An 18,779-nucleotide genomic window follows, 5' to 3' on the forward strand; every position below is an offset into this window, starting at 1 on the left:
TTCTGTTTGACACCTTGGCCATCCGAAAAGTACTGCATGCGGCTGACATTCATTTGGACAGCCCGCTCCAAAAACTGGACCAATACGACAACGCACCGGCACAGAAGATTCGCGGTGCAACACGCCGCGCGCTGGAAAACATGACCCTGTTGGCGATCGATCAACAGGTCGATCTAGTGGTGATCGCCGGCGACCTTTACGACGGCGACTGGACCGATCAAAACACCGGATTGGCATTCGTTGCTGAAGCCGCCCGATTGGTTCAAGCTGGGATCCCATTGCTGGTGATCCGCGGCAACCATGATGCCGCCAATCAAATGACGTCGTCGTTGCCGCTGCCGAAAAATCCGGACGGCAGCGAGATCTTTCTGGCAACTGGAAAACCCGAGTCACGGTTCTTGGAAGACTTGGGTATCGCGGTTCACGGCCAATCGTTTCGCACCCGCGCCGAACGTGGCAATCTGGCGGCCAAGTATCCAGATTCGGCTGCGGGGATGTTCAACATTGGGCTGTTGCACACGGGATTGGAAGGAGAAACGTCGCATGCCCATTATGCCCCCTGCAGCCCGGCGCAACTGACCGACAAACATTACGACTATTGGGCGCTCGGCCACATTCATTCGCGCCGCGATCACGCAATCCCAGGCGGACCGCCGATCGTGTTCAGCGGCAATCTTCAGGGTCGACATATTCGTGAACAGGGCCCCAAGGGATGTGTGATCATCGAGATCGATGAAAAAAATCAATGTCAGTACGCCTTTCACCCCCTCGATGTGATCCGCTGGCACCAGTGTTTACTGGATGTCAGCGAGATGGCCCACCGTGATGAAATCAGTGACGCCTACCAACAGTGGCTGGCCGACACCATCGAAACCAGTGACGACCGGTTAGTCGTTGCCCGCGTCCGATTGGTCGGCCGGTCAAAACTGCATGCTGCGTTGCATCGCCACGAAATGGCCATTCGATCCGATCTGCAAGCGATCAGTGTGGCGTCCGGAGCGGATCTGGCCTGGTTGGAGGACATCAAAATTCGGACCTCGATGCCGAAAGCTCGCTCGACGCCATTGAATCTGGACGGCCCGCTGGAAAGTCTGAATCAAGTCCTTGCGGAATTGCGCGACGACGAGGCACTCGCAAAAATCTTGGAAAGTGAACTGAGCGGGTTGCAAAAAAAATTGCCAAAGGAACTCAAAAGCGATGATCAAACCGCGTTTCCTTTTTCGGATCCGGAGTGGATCAACGGATTGATCGAATCCGCCGCAGCCGACGTCTTCGGTCGCCTGCAGGAAGACGAGTTCGACGACGAAAGCACGGAGGCACTGCGATGATCATCCAACAATTGAACCTCAAAGCATTTGGTCGATTCAGTGACCAGACACTCGATCTGTCAGCCGGCCCGCGACGATTCCATATCGTCTATGGTCCGAACGAGTCTGGCAAATCCACCTGCCTGCGCGCGATTAGCTCGCTGTTTTACGGCATCCCCACTCGCACCACCGACAACTATCGACACGGCAACGCCAAGCTAAGGATCGGTGCGACGTTGATTGACCAGAACGGCCAGCCACTGACCGTGATTCGACGCAAAAACGGGAAAACCAAGCTGCATGCCGCGGACGACAAAACGCCGATCGACGAAGCTGTTTTGCAACAGTTGTTGGGCGGCGTCGACGAAAGCGCCTTTCACCATCGATTCGGATTGTCACATGATCAATTGGTCGAAGGCGGGCAAGCGGTCTTGGACAGCAAAGGCGAACTGGGTGAAATCCTGTTCGCTGCCGGTGCCGGTGTTGGCCGTCTGAAAGCGATCCAAGCCAAATTGGACGAGGAAAGCAAAGAGCTGTTCCTGGAACGCGGCAAAAAGGCCATCAACGTTTATCTGAAGGAACTCGATGAAAAAAGAACCGCCCTTCGTGACCTGCAAACGTTGCCGACAGAATACCGGTCGCTACGAACCCAATTGAGTGAAGCCGAGCAACGATCGACCGAGCAGTCAGCAAAGCTGGCGCAGCTGCAATCGCAACTCGAAAAACGCCGTGCGCATCAAAACGCAATTCCGATCGTCCCCGTTTGGCTGCGAGAGAAACAACGTGTCGCAGAATTTGAAGGCGTACCAACGTTGGATGCTGATTTCACGGCAAGACGCCGTGAAGCAACCACCGATCGGATCAATTCGCAACGCCAGGTCGACGAGCTGAGCCAGGAATTGAAGTCGATTCAAGACCAGATCGACCAAACGCCCACTGGTTCCAATGCTATCGAGCACCAACAGGAAATCGTTGGGTTGTTTCAAGCCATCGCCGCACGTCAAGCGGCGTCAAATGATCAACACGGACTGCGCCGAGTGGTTCAGAACCACAATCGGCATTTACAAGAATTGCTCCGTGATTTGGAGATTGAAATTCCAGATGGCAATGCTGATCACAATGCTGCAGATGACAGCCAACAACAACAGATCGACAGGCTGATCGCCGGTCTGCATGTCAGCGACGCGACACGTATGTTGGTGAGTGAGCTGACGGCAAACTACCAAGCGCTGCGACAACAAGAGCGAATCAGCGATAAAAAGGTCCAGACACTGCAGACCCAACTGGCCGATTTAGAGCGTGAACTGGAACAAACGTCCGATATTGGGGACTGCAAACAGCTCGACTCGGTGATCGCTGACGTCGGTGCCCCGGCCGCGCTCCTGGAACCGGCCGAGCAACAGTTGGCAACCTGCCAACAATTGCACGCCGAATGCGAACGTCTGTTTGCGGAACTCAATGTTGACGCAATGGACATGCCGACCGCGATCGCACTGCGATTGCCGACCTCCGATGAAATCGACCGGCACGATGACACACAAAATCGGCTGACAAGTGAACTGAAGTCTGCCAAACAAGAGCACCAGAAACGGCTCACGCGTCAGCAACAGCTCCGCGACGAATTGAATCAATTGCAAGCCGACGGACCATTGCCGACCGAACAACAACTTGCTCAGTCCAGGACAACTCGAGACCAATGGGTGGAACAAGTCGATTCCGCGGCCGATGACGCAGTCCAAGTCCGCGCCCACGTCCATTCCGTTCGAACGTCGATCCGCGATTCAGATGACGTGGTCGATACCATTCGGAAACACCAGCAACAGGTCGCTAAACGCGATGCCGCTGTAAAAGAGCTGCAACAACTTGAACGAGAAATTCAGTTGTCCGATGAATCCGTTGCCCTAGCCCAGGCGTTAATCGACCAGGCCGATACCGATTGGCAACAGATCTGGCAATCCCGTGGCGTCATCAGCGGCAGTGTGCGCGAGATGCGTCGCTGGATCAGCAGCCATGAATTGTTGGTCAATCAACACGCCGCACTTCAACAAGCCGAAAACAACCGCAAGGCAGCCGAAACCAAAGTCGATCGCGCAACCTCGCGATTGAAATCTGCCGTTCAAATGGCCTGGGCAGCGCGAACCGCTGATGCTCCCGCTCAGACACTCGATTTTGACACGATGGGTCTGGAATCACTGTATGACGCCGCGTCCAGCCTGCGGACACAGATCAACCAAGCAGCGGTCGAATTGGCCGACTTGAAACGCCGACGTTTAGAAACTCAAACAGCATTGCCTAGCGCCCAGGCGGAACATCAATCAAATGTCCAGCTACGCAAAGAATGGGACACCCAATGGAAACAAACAACGCAGTCTTTTGCCGGCGGACGTCATGACCCGCCAAATGTGATCGGCGAGCGAATTTCGAAGATCCAGGAGATGTTCCAGGAAAAACGAGAACGAGACATCGTGTTGGGACGCATTCGATCAATCGACAACGATAACGAAAGCTTTGCCCAGCGAGTCGCTGTGGTGGCCGATTTGGTCGGCTTGCAATCACCACCGGCGCTAACCAGTGCTCAAGTGGCTCAGCTGTTGCACCAGACGTTGCAAGACGCAACCACTGCGCTTAATCAGCGCAAACGACTGGTCAGCGATTTTGACGATCGAAATGCCAAATTGAATCAGGCCAACGAGCGACTGCAGCGGGCAATCGGCACACTAACCGAACTCTGTCGCGAAGCCGGGGTGCAGTCAGCCGAGCAATTGCCGGAGCTAGAAGAAGCGTCCACGCAAAAACGTGCCGCGATGGAGGCGATGCGCAATGCCGAGACACAACTCGCATTGATCGCCGGAAAAACGTCGATCGAATCGTTTGCCGCGGAAGCCCAGTCCCACGATCCAGGTGAACTGGCCGCAGAGATCCAAGACTTGGAACGCCAGATTGCGGATCTAAACCAACAGCGCGAAGCGATTCAGCAGGAAGTCGGGGGCCTGAAGAAAGAGCTGTCACGGATCGACGGCGGCGATCGCGCTGCTGAATTGAATCAATCCCTGCAGCTGTTGACCGGACGGATCGAACGCGAATCACAGCAATATGCCAAACTGCGGATCGCTGCGATGATCTTGCAACGTGCGATTGAACATTACCGCAGCGAAAATGAAAGCCCGGTGTTGGCCATCGCTTGCAAAGCATTCGAGGACCTGACCTGCGGCCGCTACATCGGTTTGAAGCCTGAATTCGACGACCGAGGGCGATCGCGACTGTACGGCGTTGAACGTACCGATTCGGGGGAGGAATCGTTGGTCGCAGTGGATACGATGAGTCTGGGGACGGCCGATGCATTGTATTTAGCAATGCGTTTGGCATCACTGGAACATCAGTTGTCAGCGGGTGTTCCGATTCCCGTTGTCATTGATGACTGCTTGATCCAATTGGATGACGACCGCGCGATTGCAGCGATGAAACGTTTCTCAAGCCTGTCCGAAAGGACGCAGGTCATCCTGTTCACCCACCACCAGCACTTGGTCGATCTCGCGCAATCGGAGCTCGGTGAAGGCAATTGTCATCTGCACCGACTCTCAGAATGAACGGACAGATCAGATCAAGGCCTGGGGCTGACGCCATCAGGCTATCAACTCCCGTCGCTCCGCAACTCAATCACCCGTGTTCCCCACCAGCTCTCAATCACGCGTGTTCCCCGCCGGCTCTCAATCACCCGCGTTCCCCACCAGCTCTCAATCACCCGTGTTCCCCGCCGGCTCTCAATCACCCGTGTTCCCCGCCGGCTCTCAATCGCGGAGCGATGTCATTCGTTAGCCAGGGGTGAAACCCCTGGATTGAGCAACGACCTACCGCGCAGTCGCGGAGCGACGACATTCTCTACCGCCCCTCCGGGGCTCCTTGATGTTCTTTAACAATCAAGGCCTGGGGCTGACGCCACCAGGCTATCGACTCCCGTCGCTCCGCGACTCAATCACCCGCGTTCCCCACCAGCTCTCAATCACCCGTGTTCCCCGCCGGCTCTCAATCACCCGCGTTCCCCGCCAGCTCTCAATCGCGGAGCGATGTCATTCGTTAGCCAGGGGTGAAACCCCTGGATTGAGCGACGACCTACCGCGCAGTCGCGGAGCGACGACATTCTCTACCGCCCCTCCGGGGCTCCTTGATGTTCTTTGACAATCAAGGCCTGGGGCTGACGCCACCAGGCTATCGACTCCCGTCGCTCCGCGACTCAATCACCCGTGTTCCCCGCCAACTCTCAATCGCGGAGCGATGTCATTCGTTAGCCAGAGGTGAAACCCCTGGATTGAACTTGCCTGTCAGCGGTCTTGATTGCCGATTCAATCCGCGATCGCCAAGCAGACGACTTTCTCATCGCCCCGGATCAACATTCGATTGCCAACAACGATGGGTGCGGCCCAACACGGTGATGAGACAAGATCCGTGAAATCGTATTCGGCGACAACATCCAAACGCTCTGGATTGGGGCGAATGATCTGCATTCTGCCAATTTCATCCCAAACAATGACTTTGTCTGCCACGCGCGTGACCGAAGTGCGAATCCGTCTCTCATCGACCCAGCGGACTTTTCCCGTCGCGAATTCCACACAGCGAAAATCACTGTCCGGATTGTTGCGTCCACTGCAACCGTACAAAAACCCGTCGATCAAGAGCGGCGTGGACCAATGGCAACGCATCGATTGTTCGCGGCGATTCTGAGGCGGATCTTGCCAAACAATTTCACTGTCGGTCGGTGTCGCTTTCAACAACAAACTGCCGACTTGATAGCACTCGCTAATGAAAATTCGGTCCGCATCAACAATCGGCAGGATGGCATTCACGCTTTCGACGATGTCTGCGCGATGTGGTTGCTTCCACAACACTTTGCCGTGTTCAGGGTCAATTGCCAACAAGTGGTCACGGGCAAACTGCAAGACAATTGTCTGTGATCCGATTTGCATCGTCCGCGGGCTGCTGTAACTCGCCAGATCCTGGCCACACCGCCACAGTTCCTGACCGTTATGCAGGTCAAAGGCAACCACTGCCGACCCGTTAGATATCACACGGTCGAGTCGCCCTGGCGCGATCTTTTGATCCTCCGCAGGGCTACCACCGACCGGAACGATCACCCGGTCATTCCAAATCAGCGGTGATGCGGCGACACCAAAGAAATTTTGCACCACGCCGTACTTCAAACGCGTGTCAACGCTCCAACGCAGTTCACCGTTCTGCACAGCACGACAGCACAATTCGCCGCTCACTCCAAAGGTCACGATCGAATCGCCCTGGATCGCGGGTGTGCCGCGTGGTCCCGATTCATAGCCATACATGTCCCGATAATTCAAAGGGCGATTGACCGACCAAATGGGTTCCGCGTTTTCAATCTTCAGCGCTCGCAGTCGCTCGACCATCTGGCCGCCATCGCGGGAAGCGTCAAACTGATAGTAGACGCCATCGGCAACAGCACCCAGTCCGTACCCGTCGCCGACCGGCAACTCCCAAGCGACCTGGGGCTGGACCGACCAATCCAATTGCATTCCTTCGACCGGTGCCACACCATCAAAGTCCTTCCCCAACAGGCGCGGCCAATCCGACCCACCAGCAGCGGTTTTAACTGGCGGCAGGTTTGGCCGGTCGGCTGCGTTGACCGATTGGTCGGCGGAGTCCTGCTGACTGGTTGATACACGCGGGCTGTCAGAATCCGTCTGTGCATTACAAGCCACCAGGTGACACAGACACAGCAGGCTGGCAATCAACGGATAACGGCTTCGTACGGCGGGAAAGGTGGTCATGTAAATAGATTTCAACTGCGATCGGTGGGAATCTCGAATCGCCAGTTTAACATCTGATGCCGCTGCCACTACCGTGGCGACAATGCGTTGACCAATGCGATCGCACCGGCGACCCGCTGTTGCAGCCCGCTTTCGCCTTCGCGGTCGACGACGCTTTGAAATCGCTGCAAACAGAACAACAGCCCCGAACTGCGCTCCGCAGTCAACTGCTCACCCCATTCCTGTTTGATCGCCAACATTTGCTGAACTTTATCCGGCTGCGCGTCACCGTCAGACTGCAGGACCTGATTCTCCCAATACAGCAGGGCATAGAACACGATCAGATAACAGTTCTGCTGGACGTAGTCACGGATCTCGGGCTGGGTTTCCAAAAACGCTGCGAGATCGGCGGCAAATAGGAACATCATTTTCGCAGTCCGTTCGCGTGCCGCAACTTCGCCCTCGCTGAAATGTCCTGCCAGGATCGCATAGTCGCCACCGGACTGTGGATCGATGATTTCGGCGTAGGCCCGCACGCCACGTGACAAGTCCACGGTCAAACATTGTGTCTGACGTCCATCGCGACCGGTGGCGACACCGACCACCAGTTCGCGCAGTGCTCGCGAAGCGGTCTCGGCAAGGTTGTAGGCGGATTCATCGTCACCGACCTTCGTACCACGACGAACCGTCTGGTCCAACGTCCGAAGCACATTGGTAAACACATCCGGATCCGATGACAGATTTCGCCATCCGATATCCGACAGCGTCCCCAGCCGCGCAAGCACTTCTTCGATCGGTCCTTGATCGTCCAAGATTTGCAAACACTGCACCGCTTTGTCCCAGCGACGGTTCAATCCAAATCCCACGCTGCATTCACGCGCCAAACTACTACGCAACTCGATCGCCAACGATTCGTCTTGCACGAACGGACTGGCCGCTTCTGCGAGTCCCAGCAAGCCGGCGGTGTTTCTGCGTTCCGAATCCACCTTCATCTTCCAAACGTACCATTCCACCACCTCCGATTTGAGATGGGTTTGAAAATCCACTTCCGCTTGTGGTGCATCTCCGAGTGCATCGTCAGCGCGACTTAAAAGGCGATCTTGCTGATCCTCCGGTCGCTGGATTGCATCTCGAAACAAGCAGCGTGCTAATGAATAGCGAGCTTTGAAGTCACTAGGATTTTTCTGCAACGCCTTTTCAAACGCTGCGGTCGCGATCTCAAAGTATTTTTTTCGATCCGACTGCGCTTGCGAATCCGACCCCGGTGACGCATAAAATGCCAGGTCCTCACAGACATTGCCTTTGGTCAAATAGGCTGTCCCCAATGTGAAACGCAGCGTGTCTTTCCACCGATCGTTGTAAATCGACAACGCGGATTCAATCCGCTGCAACGACGCCAGCAAGATCGTTCGTTTGGCATCGGGACTGCGTAGTGTGAACGCATAACGCACTCCCATCGCTGCGGATTCACCCAGTAATTGATACAGTTGCTTTGATGCTGTTTGATCAAGTTCCGATTCGCTTTGCAGCGATTCGATGGCGGGCAATGTCGATTCGTAAGCTTTCGACAAATCCTGCGACCTGCGATCCGGATCGGAGTGCGACATCGCCAATCGATCCCACGCTCGTTGTCGATAATTCCCGATGGTTGCCTGGTCGGCGCCGACGGATTCCACGCTGTCAGCCAGACGCAGAATCAGTTCGCCCGTGATGCCGTCGATCTGTAATGCCGACTCAATGACCAACAACCGATTGGCCAATCGCTCGGCCGGCTCGGCGCGGCTATTGGACGCAGCAAGCGTGCCTACAGCCATACAATGCCGATGCAATAATTCTCGATCCTGATACTCCGCAGCTACCAACGGGTCGCTGTACGCCGGCGCCGCCGACTGACAAAACGCAATCAATTCTTGTGAATCAACGGGAGTCGGCTGAACAAGTTTTGGCAATCCGTTGAGATCATCGAATTTCATTTGCGGAGCCACAACCTGTCGAACCGTTGGACAGATCACACGTTGGATCAGCGTGTTCTTATCACGGGAGCCCCCCGTTCCAGGCCCAAATTGCTGTCGGCCAAAGCGATTGACGAGCTCCGTCGCGGGACCGATCAACCATTGTGAAGCAATCGTGTCGGCCGACTTGGGATCATCACTCGGTTGGAATTTCTGCAACCCGACCGAGACCAAACCCATCAACAATTGGTTAGGTAATTGTGCGATCGAGTCGGATGACGTGAGCTGCTGTTTCAGAGCATCGGGCAGCGAAACCGTGTCCAGTTGGTCTGAGTTTGCCGCCACAGACCAGAGAAATAACTCATGACTGAGTTCGGCGGTCACCCCCACATCAGATTGATCCGCCAGGAACTGCGCCAGATCCAAGTACTGCTTGGCCCGCCGCGCTGAATCGGTGCCCGAGTCGCTATCGGAATAGCGACTGTCAACGATGTTGTCATCGGTCACGGCTGATTCAATCACGGCGCGGCGAACCATCAGGTTCATGCCGATTTGAATTCGTTCCTGTCCCAGCGAACCGATCAACTCACTCGGCTGAGAACGCAACGCCATGCCCGCTGGTCCGAGGTCCTGTCTCAGCAAAGCCGCACAGCAAGCGGACAAGAAATCGGCATATGACGCCGCCACCTTGTCTAGCAATGTCGCACTCGGCGACTGAAGTACTTTGGCAGCCGCACGAATCTGAAAATCATCAGGCACGCTCGATCGTATCTGCTGCTCAACCCGCACTGCCGCTCCCAACGGAGCAAACTGCTGATCGTCATTGAGTGCCAGACACAGTTCGGTCAATTGATTCGGATCCGTTTGACTCTGTAGACCGGAAATCACTGCAGCTGCAAAAAATTCCGCTGGGACTGCGACGTTGATCGCGTTGGCAATTGCCTGAGCAGCATGCAATTGAGTCATTGCATTGACCTGGGACCCATCGTCTTCGCGGACCGCACTGCGCTGCGTCTTTGCGACTGCCTGGTCGGCCACAAATCTTAGGTAGCTCGACAGTGTGTCGCGCAATCTCATCGCGTTCAGTTTTGCGACATCAATTTGCCGAGCATCGAGTGCCTGTTGCAATCGATCGAGTCCATCGACGGCATTTCGTTGCTCGGCCAACAGACGCACGATCCCGACCATTTCCGTTTGCTGCGGACTTAGTCCCTGGGTGCGATCAAATCCTTGGAGTAGACGGTCGGTTTCGTCATAGTGTTGGCCTTCGGCGCTTGCGCGTAGGTCTGCGATCTGCTTTTCAAGCTGCAGATCCGGAAATTGGTCTAAAACACGCCGCATGGTTGCCTGACCAATCTTGTCAGCTGAATCGTCGCGGCGAGTGATCGATGGTTCCACCGCGAGTATGAATGCCTCTCGGATCGAAGCCCAACGATTTGCATAGACGGTGGGCAGGCTTTGATTCAGATCGTCTTGCTTGGTGACACGCTGTTCGGCACGAATCAAGTCATCCAGACGAGTTTCCTGTAACCAGTGTGTAGCAGTCCACTTCTGAAACTGGTCGGGCTGGCTGGTCGCCAAGACGGGCAACAAAGTCGCAAAGGTCGAATTGAGTCCGCTGGCAGGACCGAGGTCCAACCTTGGATCGTCCACCAGTCGGCGTAGCGCGGCAACATGATCTGCACTGGAGCTGGTTCCATCGAGCAGCGCCAACCGAATCGCCGCGGCGTGGTACAGCGCCAGAAATCTCACGTATTTTGAGTGCATCGCTGGTGCCTCAGATTCTGCCCAGTGCTGCAAACCGGACGGAATCGCAGTCTGGGGATCGGGCTGATCAGGCTGGCACTGCGTCAGACAGTTCTGCAGCTTGTCGCGATCGTCCGCAGACAACTTGCCACCGGGACGTGACTCCGTTTCGCCAAGCGTCAAATGAAATCGGTCCAGTAATCGAAGCGCCGCATCAGCAAACAGCGTTTCAGCGGACTGACTGGTTTCGCCGGTCGATTTCCCCAACACGTCCGCAGCTTGATCCATGATGCCGAGCAGGAGAATCTGTGAGCCTTGAAAATTCTCGGCTTCGGTGCTTTGAAAACTGGCTCGGGCTTGGTCAAGTTTGTCCGCGATCCGAATCTCACTGGGAAAGAACACTTCGTTGAACGATTCCGGCGCGATCGACCTCCACACTCCCACGCCCAATCCCGCGACGACCAACAAGAGTGCAACCGCAGCAATCATTCTGCCGACCGTAATGCCGCCGCGCTGGTCGACTCCGGACGCCAGGGCCAGTGCATTGATGAATTCGGTACACGATGCAAAGCGTTGATCCGGCTCGCGTCGCAACGCTTTTTGCATCACCTTGCGTTCGGCCGGTTGCAAGTCGTCTAGATTCAGTTTCTCAGTCGACTTGGCCGACAACATGCTGGCATGCGACGTGATGTCAAACGGCAGCAACCCAGTTCTTAGTTCGTAGTAGGTGACCGCCAACGAGTACTGGTCGCCCTGACGGCTGTAGCCTTCGTGTTTCAGCACCTCTGGCGGCGCATACGCCGGCGTTGCGAACGCTTGTTGTGTTTCACGCATGTCGCCTTCGATGCGTTTTGCCAATCCAAAATCGCAAACCTGGGCTTCGCCACCGACCAGCAAAATATTCTGTGGCTTGATATCGCAGTGGTAGATCTGGTGTTCTCGGTTAAGCAAATCAATCGCACTGGCGCTGGCGCGTAGGTAGCGGATCGTTTCCACCGCATCCAATCCCGCCGCGACGTTGTCATCCGGGGTCAAACCCGATTCGGCACGCACCGCGTTCAGTCGATCGTGCAAGGTGCAATCACCCAAGCCCATCACAACGATCAATTGCTCTGCCGAAATCTTGGGCTTTTCCGATTCGGTCGACTGCTGCTGCGGGATTGGCTGGGGATCGTTTGCACTGATCGCCATTGTGCCGCCGATCGCACCGGCGGGGGTGCCGGCAGCAGGTGGTGCGGCATCAATCGAATCGACAGTCAATTGCTCGGTTTCGCCATCGGCCAAGACACGACCATCGGCATCCATGGTCCAGAAACCGAAGACGGGGCACAGATTCGGATGATGGACATCACGAATCGTTTTCAGAGCTTTGAGTTCTTTCCTGCCACCGAGGACCGACAGTGAGCGAACAATTTTGAGTGCGACTTTAATCCCGCCTGCGGCCTGAGCCTGCCAGACGTCTCCCGCCATCCCGCTGCCCAATGGCGAGATCAAGGTGTATCCGGGAACGACTTCCATTCCAGGCTGATATTCAACGGGTGGTGGTTGCGTCATCAGCAAACAAGGCACATCAATGAATGCGCAGATCGTACGGCGGGGGATGAAACCAGCCTATTGTGATACCAGTTTTGACTGCGATTGCCAGCGGATTGACGCACACCCACAGTTTCATTTCCGACAATTCAGCCCCCCGCGCCGTCGACACATGCGTTCGTCCGCACTGTTCGCGGGTGAGCCGTAATGGACCTTGCCAAAGATCCCAAGCAGAAGGAACGTTAACAAGATAATTTTTTGAGCTGACCGACGTAGCTGTCTTCCGTGCTTTTGGGATGGTGCAGCCGTCGCATCGTTGCTCGCATCCGGCGAATGCATTCAGGCTCGCAGAACGCTGCCTTGGTAGGTCTCGATTGCCCGAGCCGCCTGCAATCGCCGCCAAGCCTCCATTTTACGATCTCGCAGGCTTTGCAAAAACTCGATCACCAGCTCCCGTTTGACCGTATAATTGGGCGCGGCGGATTGGTCCGCTACCACCGACGGGAATGCGGCGAAAGCTTTCATCCGCTTGGAAAGCCATTCGATCTCATTCGCTGGCAGTTTGCCGCTGCTGCAACCCAATGTTACGCACCGCCGTTTTCGTGTTCTCTGCGGTTCTGGTCAGCACTCCCATGCACCTGGATGTGCGATCCATCGTCCAGCAAATATCCAGCTCGAATCCAGGCGGCACAACAGGAAAAGCACGAACCAAGCGAGAGATACGCGATTTTCTAGTCGCTGTCGACCACGAGGGCCACCGGCTCGACTTTCACGCCCTCCGCCACACCTGCGGCGCGTGGCTAGCGACCCAAGGAGAAAACCCCAAAACGATTCAGACGATCATGCGGCATTCATCGATCACTCTGACGATCGACACCTACGGCCACCTTTTTCCCGCTTCCAAATCCGATGCAATTCACCGAATGGGCCGCGAGAACTTCTGCGGGTAGTCGTTTTCGGCGCCGTGTAGCGCCACGCCGGACCGTGGTGCACTACCAAAAAAAACACCGAGTCACATTTGACCCGGCGAATTGCGATGTAAAACACGATTTTTCCGTGTTTTACGCAGTAGCGGCAGAGGGACTCGAACCCCCGACACGCGGATTATGATTCCGCTGCTCTAACCAGCTGAGCTATGCCGCCTGAAACTGTGTCGACTCGCTTGGAATCGGCTTGGCGAAGCGACAACTTTAGCGAATCAACGCCGGCTCGCAAAGGCACCTAGAGAGGGTGGAATCTCGTTTTGCTTAGGTTCACTGGCTTGCGCCAGAATGACCGAAAAAATGCTCTTCAACAGCACGCCGCGACATCACGCTGGACGGGCTTTTTTAACGCGCTGGCTATAACGAGGTGTCAGCTGTTTCCAGTCGAGTGGTGACGTCAATTTGAACCACAAATTCACGCGTGGTTCGCTCTTTCAGCCCCAGTGCAAAATGGTGTACTTCCAAGAGATCTTTAGCACTTGTCTGGAATCCCCCGAAGGATCTAAGCCTGCTCCAGGGGGTGCGATTTCACCGAATCGGCAAGCCATTGTTTCTGAGAATCAATCGAGACGGATCAGCGAAAACCTTGCGCCAGCGGTGTCTGAGGGCCATTCGTCGTCTGACGGTGCTGTTCATGCTGGCATTGACCGTCGGCATCCTGGCACGCAACTCGATCACCCGAGTTGCTGCGGTTCACATCGCATCACGGGTGATAGGGGCACGCGTTGAGATCGGAAGCGTCAGCATCGGTTGGTCGCAGATCAGTGTCCGCCAAATCAAGTTGTTCGAACCGGCAATGGCCAACCAACAGCAACTGTTGGTGGAACGAATGAGTGTCGTTCCAAATTTGTTGATGGGGCTGCGCCGCGGCATCTGGCTGGAACGAATCGAGGTCGAAAAGCCGCTGATTCATGTCCGATTGGATGCTGATGGCAAATTGCTTTCGCAATTCCCGCAAGGTAGCCAAACTGAATCGACGGGCGAATTCAATTTACCGTTGCAGCAAATCAGAGTGATTGACGCTGGGCTGGTCGTCCACCAATTCGGGCGCCAAGACTGGAAAGTCGACAGAGTTGAAATGCGTGCGGACGTCGGCGCAAACATTGAAGCGAACGCTGTCGTGCCAGACTTGCTAGGCGCCAGAATCGATGTGCGGTGTAGTCTTGACGCCAAGACTTTGGGCGGCAGCAGTCGTCTTTCGCTCGCCGGCATGAAGATCGATACCACGGAACTGGCCCGCCTGCCGCTTGTGCCGGCGGACTTGGCCGCCGAGCGAATCTCAGCGGAGATGGGGTTCACGTTGGAGGGAACGCATCCGGCTAACGAATTGAATCCACTTGCGCATTCCTTTCAATTCCAGGGCGATGTACACGGCATCTATTCCGAGCGATTGAAGACGCTATGTGAACACGTCTCTGTCTCAGCCACTTACGATACCGACGAGTTGATCGTTGCAGCGAAAGCCGACCCATTGCGTGGACGCTGTGCAGTGAATGTCACTGCGAATTTGATCGCTGATCGCCCAACCGTTTCCATGCACGCCGAACTTGCGGATTTGCATCTTCACTCTGTGGCACGCCTCGCCCCTGAGTTAGAGCAGTTCGACAGTCGCTTGCAAGCCTCTGCATCGATTCAATGCGCAATGACCGATGGCGGCATCGATTTTGATGGTCGTATTACAAGCCGGGCAACACAGAATGAATACGACAAGATTGCATTGCCAGATATCGATTCATTGGTTTCGGCCAGCGGACGTCTCGTGCCGGACCAACCGAATTCGTTGCAGGGGGTCGTCAACGGACAGATCAACAGCCAACCCTTTGATCTGACACCCTTGGCCGACCTGCTGGGATTGCCACCTGCCCACGGATCGATCGCGTCGCTGAGTCAATTTGAGATCCCACTTGGATCCATCAACGATCCTGCCACCTACGCGGGACACTTGAATCTGCAAATTCAAGGGATCGAGTGTTCCGAATTGACTGTCGACGACACGACCGTCATCGCAAAATTGAAGTCGGGGCTGGCTGAAGTTTCCGTCAGCGAGATTGTGATTCGCGATGCAGAGCGTTCTGCTATCGCAACGGTCAGTCCAACGTTGGAGGCTTCGCTGCTCGGCAAAGGACGCTTGTCGTCACGCGTTCAGCTGGCCTTGAAACCTTCGCGGGCAATCGTGAGTCGGATCGGAGCTGCGCAGTTGGACCCGCAGGGCGAGATTTTGGTCCAGGCACAGGCCGAGTGCGGTATCGCATCGTTACAAAATCCTGCGGATTGGAGCGTCGACGTTCGCCTGCAAGCAATAGAGCTAGCCGCCTTGGGCGAAACGTTGCAGGACATTGAGTGGCAAGCCAGGCTAAAGGCGGGCGGTTTGGAAATGGATCCGTTGGTTCTTACTTGGCGGGACAGTCTGTGTACCGTGGATGCATCCGGAGCGATCGGCACCGCCATTTCACTGGACGGAAATGTCAGCGTTGAACGATTGCAGTTAAAAGATCTTGGTGACGTCGCGTCTCGATTTTCGTCCACGCCGCTGCCGTTAAGCGGACTGGCGAGCGTTGACGGAAAGTTTGCTATTCTGCAGTCACTCGACGGTACCGGTCCGGTCGTAAAAGCATCGGGAGTGGCCCGTTTGGAACGAGCGGTTTATGCAAACGCTGCGATTGGGAATGCCCGCCTGAATTGGGATGCAGATCTGAGTGGATTGCTTTTGTCGTCTGCGTCAGAGGAGTTTCTCGGGGGACAATATCAAATCACGGCACGGATGCGAGATTTGGATTGGACCCGGACTCAATTGGAAGGAAAATTTGCCGGTATTCAAGTTCCTCGGCTGGTTGCTATGTCGGGCCAACCTGTTCCATCAACCGGAACTCTGCAAGGCGGTTGTCGATTGACATCGTTGGCCAGTTTGCAAGAGTTGTCCGGTGAAGCCTGGCTGGAGAGTCGCCAGGTGTCGGTTCAGCGATTGCCGATTGAAATTGGAGTGGCAAAGGTCACAGTAGCCGGCGGTGAGTTGGCGGTGCAAAGCGAAGGACGGATTGCCGATGGGCATTTTGATGTTGTCTTTGATGGATCGATTCCTCAGCTGACGAATCATTTTGCCACCCCGAACCGACCGCTATCCACCGTCCCGGTGACAGGACAATTCAAGTTGGCCGGTCTGTCGATCCACGAGCTGGTCGATTCATTGGGGCTGCCACGAGAAGCGATGACCATCGGTGGAACGCTGTCCGCGGAATGCTCGCGAGATCAAGCAGCGTGGGACGGTCGTCATTTGTGTGTTGCCTCGGGTGCCGTGGAAGATTTGCGACTGCGAAACGCCGGTCTATCAGAGCGGATCACTGTGGACATGACGTTGATGCCCGATCGTTTGGAGGTCAATGGCATTCGCGGCCGATTGGCTGACGGGATGCTGTCTGGTACCGCGTTGGTCCGTCTGGAATCGATCCCCACTGGTCACTTTGACGTTGCTGCCAAGCGGGTGAACCTTCGCCGGTTGGCATCACCATTGGGTGTTCAAGATGTCTCTGGCACCGGCACGGTTTCATTGCGAGGTCGAATCGGACCGATTATCACCGGGGCGGTCGACATTACGGCCGACAATGTCGTGGCCGCTGGAGTCGCTGTCCGCCAGGCGAGGTTTCCAGTCACCTGGTCTTTCACGCCGAATTCGAAAATCGCGAGATGGCAATGCCGATCTGGCGTGGTTGCGACCGGCGGAGGCAACGTGAGGGTCGCTACCGAAGGCAACTATGCCAATAGTTTGACAATGAACACAGCCGTTCATGTCGAAAAAGTCGATTTGGCGAAACTGATGCGCAGCGGTTCTGTCGGATCGGGGATTGTTGATGGCGAAGCCAGCCTGCGTGCCAAGCGTGCTCGCACCACAAAGCAGTTGGTCGGTGACTATGCGTTTGAGATGAAAAATATTCAGGCCCTGGAAATTCCAATTCTGAATCAGCTACCAAAAATGGTGACACTTTCACCGCCGGTTCCAGGGCGAGGACAAGACGGCGGGATCGTGCGAGGCAGAATCGGTAGTGGACTGGTTTATCTGGATGAGTTGGCAGTGCATCAAAGCAATGTGCAAGTGATGGTGTCGGGCACCGCAACCATGGAAGGCCGATTGGACTTGGACGTTGTCGCCAGCACGGAGTCTGAGAGTCCAGCCGATCAGTTGGTGTCCCTGTTGGATTCTCCGCTAATGCTGGCCGCACCGGCGCCGGTCGCCTTGGTCGTCAAAGCCAACGAGTTGCTAAAAGATCGAGTGGTCCGAGTTCACGTCGGTGGCACCGCCGATCGGCCAACGCTGCGATTGCAACCTGGCAAACAGCTGAGCCAGGACGCCGTCCGTTTCTTTCTGACAAACAGTTTCGGTTCGACCGTCAGCGGTCTAGCCAACTCCAAAACAAATACACAACGACGCTAACGAACAGGATGTTGAAATGCGTTTTCTGAATCAAGCCGCATATGACTTGTATGGCCCCAAAGCTATCGTTCGCGTTGCGGCGACGCTGCTGTTAGGGATGGCACTGTTGCTGCCAAGTTCCGGTTGCAAAACCGCGGCCTCGATGGGGCTACCTGTCTCGGCCGGTGGCCATTCGTTGCTGTCTTACGCAGGTGAGTTAAGGCAACGAAGCGGTCATGGAAAAAACATGCCGACGGAACTCGCCAAACTGACGCTGCCGCCGCACCGTGTCGAGGCTGGTGACGTTCTGGTGATCGAACCCAACGACTTCAATTCCCCCGTGCGGCTCTCTTCGGATCAAACCGTTCAACAAGACGGCACGATTGAACTGGGTTCCTATGGACGTTTGTTGGTTTCCGGTCTGTCGCCGGAGGAAATCCAAGAGCAGGTGCAGTCCGTGGTGACCAAACAAGAAATCGAAAAGCAGCAGACACGAATGGAATTGGCTTCGCATCGCAGCGGAGGCTTGGGAGTGCCCGCCCTCGAAACGGAAACACCTGACTATGGAGTCACCGTGCGGTTGGTGAACAAGGAAAGCGCATTGTTTTACGTGATGGGCGAAGTCAACGCGCCAGGATCCTATCCATTGGTGGGTCACGAAACAGTGCTCGATGCGCTGATCGCTGCGGGCGGACTTTCGGATCGCTGCAACGACCACAAAATCATCTTGACGCGTCCGCAGGCAGATGGGCATCCCCGCAAGATCTTGCCGGTCTGTTATCAGCAAATCTTGCAACTCGGTGACGTGTCGACGAACTACCAACTGATGCCCGGCGATCGCATCTATGTGCCGAGTTTATCTTTGTGGGAAGACGTGAAGCAGAGCGTCGCTTGGAAGAACGAAAAGAGTTGCCCCCATTGTCGTGAGTACACGACAAAATGATAAGGCCGTGTTTTTAAGTGGGGCAATGATCTTCCTAACCCGAAGCGTGGGTTTTGAAGCCAGCGCTTTGATGGTAACCCGAAGCGCGAGCGAGGGATTTAGGGTGTTAACGGGATCCCTCGCTCACGCTTCGGGTTAC

At 55.6% G+C, this 18,779-nt stretch carries 7 protein-coding genes, 1 tRNA gene and 1 pseudogene; 5 read left to right on the forward strand and 4 right to left on the reverse strand.

Features of this window, described 5'->3' with window-relative positions; genetic code table 11:
• Nucleotides 1-14 precede the first annotated feature (14 nt).
• A complete protein-coding gene (locus NHH03_RS19620; RefSeq protein WP_253158803.1) occupies nucleotides 15-1,328 on the forward strand; it encodes a metallophosphoesterase family protein in 1,314 nt (437 codons plus the stop codon).
• Nucleotides 1,325-2,017: pseudogene (locus NHH03_RS28420) on the forward strand (ATP-binding protein); the annotation flags it as partial. The gene NHH03_RS19620 and the pseudogene NHH03_RS28420, both read left to right, overlap by 4 nt.
• Before the next feature lie 3,630 nt (nucleotides 2,018-5,647).
• Here NHH03_RS28420 and NHH03_RS19630 read toward each other — a convergent pair.
• The 3 genes from NHH03_RS19630 to NHH03_RS19640 all read right to left on the reverse strand — a co-directional run bounded on the left by NHH03_RS19630 (nucleotide 5,648) and on the right by NHH03_RS19640 (nucleotide 12,834).
• Nucleotides 5,648-7,099, reverse strand: a complete 1,452-nt coding sequence (locus NHH03_RS19630) for an outer membrane protein assembly factor BamB family protein (protein ID WP_253158807.1) — start codon at nucleotides 7,097-7,099, stop codon at nucleotides 5,648-5,650.
• 68 nt (nucleotides 7,100-7,167) lie between these two features.
• Nucleotides 7,168-12,330, reverse strand: a complete 5,163-nt coding sequence (locus tag NHH03_RS19635; protein WP_253158809.1) for a protein kinase domain-containing protein — start codon at nucleotides 12,328-12,330, stop codon at nucleotides 7,168-7,170.
• A gap of 318 nt (nucleotides 12,331-12,648) precedes the next feature.
• The gene (locus NHH03_RS19640) at nucleotides 12,649-12,834 is read right to left on the reverse strand and encodes a hypothetical protein (RefSeq protein ID WP_253158812.1); all 186 of its coding nucleotides are present in this window, start codon (nucleotides 12,832-12,834) and stop codon (nucleotides 12,649-12,651) included.
• A 107-nt stretch (nucleotides 12,835-12,941) separates the two neighbouring features.
• On the opposite strand from NHH03_RS19640, the gene NHH03_RS19645 reads away from it, so the two are divergent.
• Entirely contained in the window at nucleotides 12,942-13,259 is a 318-nt protein-coding gene (locus NHH03_RS19645; RefSeq protein ID WP_253158823.1) for a tyrosine-type recombinase/integrase, read from the forward strand.
• Nucleotides 13,260-13,378: 119 nt separating this feature from the next.
• Here the strand turns inward: NHH03_RS19645 and NHH03_RS19650 are convergent.
• Nucleotides 13,379-13,452 (reverse strand) — tRNA-Met (locus tag NHH03_RS19650).
• Nucleotides 13,453-13,926: 474 nt separating this feature from the next.
• On the opposite strand from NHH03_RS19650, the gene NHH03_RS19655 reads away from it, so the two are divergent.
• A complete protein-coding gene (locus NHH03_RS19655) occupies nucleotides 13,927-17,718 on the forward strand; it encodes an AsmA-like C-terminal region-containing protein (RefSeq protein WP_253158813.1) in 3,792 nt (1,263 codons plus the stop codon).
• Nucleotides 17,719-17,734: 16 nt separating this feature from the next.
• Nucleotides 17,735-18,640: a polysaccharide biosynthesis/export family protein gene (locus NHH03_RS19660; RefSeq protein ID WP_253158815.1), complete on the forward strand. Its 906-nt coding sequence runs from the start codon at nucleotides 17,735-17,737 to the stop codon at nucleotides 18,638-18,640.
• Nucleotides 18,641-18,779 lie beyond the last annotated feature (139 nt).

It is taken from the genome of Stieleria tagensis, assembly GCF_024129865.1.
Taxonomy (GTDB): Bacteria; Planctomycetota; Planctomycetia; order Pirellulales; family Pirellulaceae; genus Stieleria; species Stieleria tagensis.

Bases quoted from the DNA above. Each gene is read 5' to 3' on its own strand.
- NHH03_RS19630 (WP_253158807.1), bottom strand. From the start codon at position 7,099: ATGACCACCTTTCCCGCCGTACGAAGCCGTTATCCGTTGATTGCCAGC.
- NHH03_RS19635 (WP_253158809.1), bottom strand. From the start codon at position 12,330: ATGACGCAACCACCACCCGTTGAATATCAGCCTGGAATGGAAGTCGTT.
- NHH03_RS19640 (WP_253158812.1), bottom strand. From the start codon at position 12,834: ATGAAAGCTTTCGCCGCATTCCCGTCGGTGGTAGCGGACCAATCCGCC.
- NHH03_RS19645 (WP_253158823.1), top strand. From the start codon at position 12,942: ATGCACCTGGATGTGCGATCCATCGTCCAGCAAATATCCAGCTCGAAT.
- NHH03_RS19655 (WP_253158813.1), top strand. From the start codon at position 13,927: ATGCTGGCATTGACCGTCGGCATCCTGGCACGCAACTCGATCACCCGA.
- NHH03_RS19660 (WP_253158815.1), top strand. From the start codon at position 17,735: ATGCGTTTTCTGAATCAAGCCGCATATGACTTGTATGGCCCCAAAGCT.